The organism is Limosilactobacillus agrestimuris, assembly GCF_943193105.1.
Taxonomy (GTDB): Bacteria; Bacillota; Bacilli; order Lactobacillales; family Lactobacillaceae; genus Limosilactobacillus; species Limosilactobacillus agrestimuris.
This window is the reverse complement of the sequence record NZ_CALPCW010000017.1, coordinates 20678-27004: the sequence shown is the minus strand read 5'-3', so window position 1 is coordinate 27004 and position 6327 is coordinate 20678. Positions and strand designations below refer to the sequence as shown.

The 6327-nt window shown below is 37.4% G+C and carries 4 protein-coding genes and 1 tRNA gene; 4 read left to right on the top strand and 1 reads right to left on the bottom strand.

Annotated elements, in window-relative coordinates; genetic code table 11:
• The first annotated feature begins 81 nt into the window (after positions 1-81).
• The 4 genes from NFR46_RS09010 (at position 82) to NFR46_RS08995 (ending at position 5677) form a co-directional block, all read left to right on the top strand.
• A tRNA-Thr gene (locus NFR46_RS09010) sits at positions 82-154 on the top strand.
• 252 nt (positions 155-406) lie between these two features.
• On the top strand, positions 407-2755 hold the full coding sequence (hsdR, locus tag NFR46_RS09005) for an EcoAI/FtnUII family type I restriction enzme subunit R (protein ID WP_251576658.1): 2349 nt from the start codon (positions 407-409) through the stop codon (positions 2753-2755).
• A 16-nt stretch (positions 2756-2771) separates the two neighbouring features.
• Positions 2772-4247 (top strand): class I SAM-dependent DNA methyltransferase, encoded by a 1476-nt coding sequence (locus NFR46_RS09000; RefSeq protein ID WP_251576655.1) that lies wholly within the window; start codon positions 2772-2774, stop codon positions 4245-4247.
• Entirely contained in the window at positions 4247-5677 is a 1431-nt protein-coding gene (locus NFR46_RS08995) for a restriction endonuclease subunit S (protein ID WP_251576654.1), read from the top strand. Before NFR46_RS09000 ends, NFR46_RS08995 begins: the two co-directional genes overlap by 1 nt.
• Before the next feature lie 13 nt (positions 5678-5690).
• On the opposite strand, the gene NFR46_RS08990 is transcribed toward NFR46_RS08995, so the two are convergent.
• Positions 5691-6305 carry a hypothetical protein gene (locus NFR46_RS08990; protein ID WP_251576652.1) on the bottom strand — a complete coding sequence of 205 codons (615 nt, stop codon included), beginning with the start codon at positions 6303-6305 and terminating at the stop codon, positions 5691-5693.
• Between the last annotated feature and the right edge of the window lie 22 nt (positions 6306-6327).

Genomic DNA, 6327 nt, shown 5'->3' with positions numbered 1-6327 from the left:
GAACACAGAAGTTAAGCTTCAACACGCCAAAAGTAGTTGGGGGATCGCTCCCTGCGAGGATAGGACGTTGCCACGCTTGATGCTGACTTAGCTCAGTTGGCAGAGCACGTCATTAGTAATGATGAGGTCGGAGGTTCGAATCCTCTAGTCAGCATAATTAAACATTTACAGTGTTTGATAAAGCTTGATATATCAATGTTTTACGTAGATATATCAAGCCTTATTTTTTAGATTTTATACTATTTGACACAGATATGACACACGATTTAGTTCTGTGTGTCTGGAATTAACTTTGAGAAGTTGCAAACTACTGATATGACAGGCTTTAGGCCTGTTTTTTTGTGTGTCCATGAAATACTTCAATATTGTATAATAACAATAGTTATACATAATGGAGGGAATGATCATGACATATAGTTCTTTGTCTGAAGAAGATGTCAAAAATAGATATATAACTCCGGCCATTAATAAAGCTGGGTGGAAATCTACCGATTACTTGATGGAATATGCCTATACAGACGGGCGGATCAATGTTATCGGAAATAGTGTCAAAAAGGGTAAACGAAAGAAAATAGATTACTTGTTGAATTATCAGCCTAATGTGCCAATTGCCATTGTAGAAGCAAAGGACTTAAATCATGATTATGGTCATGGTATGCAACAGGGAATTGGTTATGCTCAAGGACTAAAAGTTGCTAAAAATTTAGAGGTACCATTTGTCTATGCTACTAATGGAGAAAAGTTTTTAGAACATGATATGATTACCGGAAAAGAACGGACCATTACCATGAATGAATTTCCCTCTAAGGAAACATTATGGGATCGTTTGAAATTAGAGAAGGGACTCACGGAAGACCAAGTTAAGATTATCAATGAACCATATTATTCTTCTCGTGATGTTTTTTCTCCCCGTTATTATCAACGGATTGCGATTAATCGAACCGTTGAAGCAATTGCAAGCGGTAGGCGGCGAGTTATGTTAGTTATGGCTACCGGAACAGGGAAGACCTATACAGCCTTTCAGATTGTCTACCGATTGTTAAAAGCTGGAATTAAGAAACGGGTACTATACTTAGCTGATCGGAATATCCTGGTAGATCAGACCATGGTTGGTGATTTTGCACCGTTATTAGATAAGTCAACTAAGGTACAAGGTGGACAGATGGATAGTTCTTATCAGATTCACTTTGCCTTATATCAACAGTTAGCAGGAAATGATGAAGACGAGGGCCACGAGCCGTTTAGACAATTAAAACCCGATTTCTTTGATATGGTAGTGATTGATGAGGCTCACCGTGGATCAGCAAAGAAAAATAGCCAGTGGCGGAAGATATTAGATTACTTCGATGGACCGAAAGTTACTCATTTTGGGATGACAGCTACACCGCGGAATGATAAAGAAGCGTCGAACGTTGATTACTTTGGGGAGCCAATCTATACATATTCGTTAAAACAAGGAATTGATGATGGTTTCCTAGCTCCTTATCGCGTTATTCGAGTAAATCTTGATGTGGATGTGAATGGATTTCGCCCAACTAAAAATGAAAAAGATGCCTTAGGTCAGACAATTGAAGACCGAGTTTATACTACACGCGACTTTGATCGTAATATTGTGATTGATGACCGTACAAAAAAGGTTGCTAAATATGTTAGTGATTACTTAAAACGGAATCATGCGCGATTTGATAAAACGATAATCTTCTGTGATACGATCGATCACGCTGAGCGAATGCGGCAGGCTTTAGTGAATGAAAATAGCGATTTAGTAGCTGAAAATCCAAATTATATAATGAAGATTACCGGTGACGATAAGGAAGGAAAAGCCCAACTAGGTAATTTTGAAGATACTGCTAGTAAGTACCCTGTAATTGTTACGACTTCTAAATTATTAACAACAGGGGTTAACGTTAAGACCTGTAAACTCATTGTGTTAGACCAAAATTTGAATTCAATGACTGAATTTAAGCAAATTATTGGTCGAGGTACACGATTAGATGAGAAACACGGGAAGCAATTCTTTACCATTATTGATTTCAAAGGTGCTTCACGGTTATTTGCTGATCCAGCATTTGACGGTGAACCAATTGAAGAGATTGATGGGAATGGCTCACAGACAGTCACACACCGACCCGGTAGTGGTGCTCCAACATCCCCTTCTGATGATGACCCTGGTGATGTTGTTGCAGAATCACGGCCAGTTTATTTGGTAACTAACAAGAAAGTTAAAGTGATTAACGATCAGGTTAGTTATATGGATGCAAATGGTGATTTAATAACTACTTCGTTACGTGACTTTACAAAGAAGAATATGTTAGGCCAGTATGCTTCTTTAGATGATTTTACTAAGAAGTGGCGTAATGCTGACAATAAGCAACGATTATTAGATGAAATGGAAGAGAATGGGATTTTTTATAAGCAGATTATCAATGGTGAGAAGCTCAAAAATATGGATCCATTCGATGTGCTAGTTCATTTAGCTTACAATCAACGTCCGTTGACAAAAGCTGAACGGATCAGCCATGTTAAGCAGTCAGGTAAATTAGAGCAGTACCAAGGGGCCGCTCGGGAGGTCCTAGATACTTTACTAAATAAATATGAAATTGATGGGATCCAGGACTTAGAAAGTAATGAAGTGCTAAACTTACCAGAGTTTGAAAAATTTGGTGGGCCAGTGAAGATCATCTTTAAGATCTTTGGTGGAAAGAACCAATATCAAGACGCAGTTAAAGCTGTTAAGGATGAAATTTATAGTTAATAGGTGAATATTTTATATGGCAAGAGCAAATACACAGTTTGTTAAAAGAATACAAGACATTATGCGAAATGATCCCGGTATCAACGGGGATGCACAGAGGATTGAGCAGTTATCATGGATCCTTTTTCTAAAAGTTTATGATGATCGAGAAATGATTTGGGAAATTAGTCAGAATAATTATCTTTCAATTATTCCTGATGGGTTCCATTGGCATGAGTGGGCAGTTGACAATAAAGACGGACAGAGCCTAACCGGAGATGAGCTGCTCGATTTTGTAAATAACAAGTTATTACCAGCATTAAAGGAAATTACAGTGACTCCAGATACACCAATTAGTAAGGCCATTGTAAAGGATGCCTTTATTGATGCTAATAACTACATGAAAAACGGCATTTTACTTCGACAGGTTCTGAATGTAGTTAATGATGTTGATTTTACAGATCCCAAAGATCGGCACTTATTCAATGATATTTACGAAGGAATCCTAAAAGAACTGCAGAGTGCCGGTAATTCAGGGGAATTTTATACCCCACGGGCACTAACTGATTTCATTGCTGAAACGCTTAAGCCTAAGCTAGGCGAGAAGATGGCCGATTTAGCTTGTGGGACTGGTGGTTTCTTAACTAGTACGCTTAATTTACTACGTCCACAGGTAAAAACGGTAGAGGATCGCGATCAATATAATCATGCCGTCTTTGGAATTGAGAAAAAGGGACAACCTTATATTTTGGCGGTAACGAATTTACTATTACATGATGTTGATGATCCGGATATTATTCACGGAAATTCACTTGAACGCCGGGTCACAGAATATGAAGATGACGAGAAATTCGATATTATCATGATGAATCCACCATTTGGAGGATCTGAGCTGCCAATCATCAAACAGAATTTCCCAAATGATTTACAGAGTAGTGAAACGGCCGACTTATTCTTAGCGTTAATCATGTATCGCTTGAGAGATAACGGCCGAGTAGGGGTTATCTTGCCGGATGGTTTCTTATTTGGTGATGATGGTGCTAAGACTAATATTAAGAAGCGGATGTTGCATGATTTTAACTTGCACACCATTATTCGGCTACCAGGGAGTATTTTCTCGCCTTATACGCCAATCGCGACGAATATTTTGTTCTTTGATAAGACTAAGCCGACAGAAGAAACATGGTTCTATCGCCTAGACATGCCAAAGGGGTATAAGCACTTTTCAAAGACCCGGCCGATGGAGTTAAAACATTTTGATCCAGTCCGTAAATGGTGGAACGATCGTCATGAAATTAAGGAAGGCGACAATTATAAGTCACGTGCTTATACAGTCAAAGAATTAGAAGATAACCATTATAACTTTGACTTGTGCGGCTTTCCAACTGAAACGGAAGAAGTATTGCCACCTCAAGAATTAATGCAACAGTACAGTCAAGAACGAGCACAGTTAAACGCCCAGATTGATAAAACGCTAGGTGCAATCAAACAATTGTTAGAGGAGGATCACTAATGACTCCGGAACAATTGAAAGCTTCGATTTTACAGCAGGCAATGGAAGGTAAACTGGTTAAGCAAGATCCACGTGATGAGCCAGCTAGCGTATTGGTGAAGAAAATTGCGGACGGAAAGGCCCGGTTAATCAAAGAAAAGAAGATTAAACGGACAAAGAAGTTACCAGCGATTACGAACGATGAAAAGCCATTTGATATCCCTGATAGCTGGGAATGGGTAAAGCTAGGTGAAATTGGAAATTATATTCAACGAGGAAGATCCCCAAAATATGATAAGGTGAATCATAATCACCCTATTATTTCGCAAAAATGCATTCAGTGGAGTGGGATTACTTTACAGGATGCAAAGTTTATTACACAAGAATTTTTTGAAAAGCTAGAAAATTATCGGTTTGTTCAAAAAAATGATATTTTATGGAATTCGACCGGGACAGGAACAGTAGGCAGAGCTAATGTAGTTAGAGAGGCATTTGAAAAGGTTCCAGTAGACTCGCATGTAACATTAATAAGGGTTAATCGCAATGTTGATCCGCAATTTATATATTATTATCTTATTTCACCAATCATTCAAAATAATTTAGACGAGTATTTAACCGGAACTACTAAACAAAAAGAACTAGGATTAAATTCTATATTGAATGTAGTACTACCAATACCTCCAATCAATGAGCAAAAGCGAATTGTAGCTAAGATTGAAAAACTGATGCCGCTGGTTGATAAATATGCTGAATCATACAATCAGCTTACCAAGATAGACGCTAACTTTAATGACCGGATGAAACAGTCAATTTTGCAATATGCCATGGAAGGTAAGCTGGTTAAGCAAGATCTACATGATGAGCCTGCTAGCGTGTTAGTAAAGCAGATCACGGATGAAAAGGCCCGGTTAATTAAAGAAAAGAAGATTAAACGGACGAAGAAATTACCAGCGATTACGAACGATGAAAAGCCATTTGATATTCCTGATAGCTGGGAATGGGTTCACTTAGACGAAATTTCTTATTTGATTGGGGGAAAATCTAATCAGATAAGGGAAAAAGATAGTTTGGCAACTGGAAAATATAAAGTAGTTAGCCAGTCACAAAAAAAATTTATCGGTTTTACTAATGAAAGCAGTAAAGTACTCTCTCCACAAACTGATTGTATAGTCTTTGGAGATCATACTGCATTAGTTAAATATATAGACTTTAACTTTGTTATTGGTGGTGATGGTGTAAAAGTGTTTAAGACATTACCAGGTGTAAGTACAATGTACCTGTATTATGTATTGAAATATAATTTAATAGGTGTGGCAGGATTAGGAGGATATTCTCGTCACTTTAAATATATAAAAGATAAATTAATTCCACTTCCGCCATTATCAGAGCAAAAGCGAATTGTTGATAAGATAGAGCAATTTATGAAATTATTAGACGATAAAACGTTATGATTGCCAAGTTTATTTAGGGCCTATCATTAGTTATTATCAATCTGAAAAGTGAATGGCAGATTAACTGCATGGCTAATTTCTTAGTTTTAGCGGGAGAATATCCCATATTAACTAGCGATCGTAATTGATCTGTTTCACTATCCACATTTGCGCTAAATGACAAGTCGAGAGTATTGTAAAGAAGATTTTTCTTAGTAAAAAATTTAAGCAATCCATTTTTAATTTGCACTGGTACGCTTTGGTTGCTGTCTGCATTGTAAAGCTCTAACAATGAGCCAAATAATTGTACCTGTTCAGCTTTGTTGATAGAAACACGAGTAAGATCGTTTACATGTTCTATTAAGTAGCCAGTTGGATCATCCAATTGGTTATGATCACAGATAGCCATAGCAGCGTATTCTGTTGCTGTTAATGAAATATAGTTGTCTTTAACGTGATTATTTGGAAATAATATTGTTCCATATGGTTGTTTAAGAATAGCTTCAATAGCCTTGGTAGTAGTAGGACTAGTTGGGCTATTGTTAGTTTTTAAAGAAATTATTCTAGATAACTTAGATGCTGATAAGCCGATACCAGCAAGTTCGGTTTTACTAATAACATTAGTGCCTTTAAGGCAATGTCTTGCCATAAAGGAGCGAAGTTGGAGTGCG